The organism is Pseudomonas sp. NBRC 111127, assembly GCF_001320345.1.
GTDB lineage: Bacteria > Pseudomonadota > Gammaproteobacteria > Pseudomonadales > Pseudomonadaceae > Aquipseudomonas > Aquipseudomonas juntendi.
Genome location: NZ_BCBD01000299.1, coordinates 1 through 1,979, shown reverse-complemented (window position 1 = coordinate 1,979; position 1,979 = coordinate 1). Strand labels below are relative to the sequence as shown.

The following is a 1,979-nucleotide window of genomic DNA, read 5'->3' as shown; positions in this document are numbered from 1 at the left end:
AGTGAGGCCTTGTTCCGTGAGATCTACCCTGCCGGTCAATGCCGTGGTAGCCATGGCATTAACTGCGATCGCGGACGTGTTCACCAGGCCGTTATCGCGCCATCCCGATACGACAGGACTGTGCTCATACTGAGCTTTATCAAGGTCAATGAAACCGGATGTGACGCTAGAGCCCGGAGCAGACCGGATCCGATAAAGAACATCCACGCGTGCCGAATTGGCGAGGGCGGCCAGCCCAGTGAGCACAATGCGATTGTACGACTCGACGGGGGAAGTGCTGACGCTAACGGGACCATGGGTTCCGATAGTGACGCCGGCTGCGTCCTTGTATTGCATATAGATCTGAACCATCAACCCGGTGCTGCCGCGCACGAAGATGGACGCAGTGCCTACCACTCCCTCATATGCGGGTGGTCGAACGTCGACCGGAACTGCCACGGGTACAAAGTCGACGTAGTTAGAGCCACTACCGGCTATCAGTCCGGAGACCTCCAATCTTTGCCGTTTGCCGCCGGCACCCAAAGTCGACGGAAGCAGTGACGGTACAACGGTGACAGCAGTCTGCGTACGCCAGTACCACCCATCGGCAACATTAGGGCTGCTGGCTGACGGCGTGTCGAAAGACGGGTTGTAGAACAGGTTCTCACCGCCCACCTGACTCAGCGACGTGTTGATGTTGGTGATGGCCTGGCCGTTCGCCGTAATCGCTGCACCTTGCTGTTCCACGGTGTTGGTCAGGGACTGGACAGTCGAGGCATCCGCCTTACTCGCCACCTGGCTCAGTGCATTGGCCGCAGCAGCAGCGGCATCGGTGGCCACCTTGTCGGTAACCGCTACCCACGCTGAACCATTCCAACGTTTCGGCGTGTTGGCGTTGCTGGTCGTGTCGATCCACAGGTTCTGCGTCAGACGGTCCGCCACTGCCGGCACAGTCGACTGGTACAGCACTTTGCCCTTGGCGCCAGCGGCATCCGAGGCAGCTTGGGCGGCTTGCTGTGCAGCTGTTACGTTTTGGTTGGTCGTGGTCAGGCTGTTCTGCAGGCCGGTGATGGATTGGCCTTGGGTGGTCAGCTTGCCCTCGGCGTCGGTGACCCGGCCCGTCAGCGTCTGCACCACCGAGGATTCTGCTTTGGTCGCCACCTGGCTCAGCGCGCTGGCGGCAGCTGCTGCAGCATCCGTTGCAACCTTGTCCGTCACGGCAACCCAGGCCGACCCGTTCCAGCGCTTCGGGGTATTCGCGTTGCTGGTGGTATCGATCCAGAGGTTCTGCGCCAGGCGCTTGTCTGCCGCGGGAGCGGTCGAGCCGTAGATCACTTCGCCCTTGGCGCCAGCTGCGGTGGCAGCCGCCTGAGCCGCCTGCTGCGCAGCGGTGACGTTCTGGTTGGTGGTCGTCAGGCTGTTATTCAGGCCGGTGATGGCCTGACCCTGCGACGACAGCGAGCCCTCGGCCTCGGTTACCCGGGTGGTCAGGCTCTGCACCACAGAGGCGTCGGCCTTGGTCTGCGCCACGGCCAGGGCATTGGCCGCCGCAGCCGCCGCATCAGTGGCCACCTTGTCGGTCACGGCGACCCAGGCGGTGCCACTCCAGCGCTTGGGCGTGTTGGCGTTGCCAGTGGTATCGATCCACAGGTTCTGCGCAAGACGGTCAGCGACGGCCGGTGCGGCCGATTGCACAATGACCTTGCCCTTGCCGCCGGCCAGCGTTGCGGCGGCCTCGGCGGCCTGCTGCGCTGCTGCGACGTTGCCATTGGTGGTGGTCAGGCTCGACTGCAGGCCGGTGATCTGCTGGGACTGAGCCGTGGCGACGCCTTCCAGGGATTCGACCTTGGCTTCATTGGTCTGCACGCGCGCGGCCAGGCCGTTCGCCGTCTGCACCGCCTGGCCGATGTCGGTCCAGTAAGTGGCGTTCGGCGGCGGGTTGCCGGCCGGGACGTCGACCTTGGCCTGATATAGCTTGCCGTCTTCGCCCAGCACACCCT

The 1,979-nt window shown here is 63.4% G+C and carries 1 pseudogene; it reads right to left on the bottom strand.

The window, feature by feature from the left end:
• Nucleotides 1–1,979 (bottom strand): annotated as a pseudogene (locus APH30_RS29755) (hypothetical protein); the annotation flags it as partial.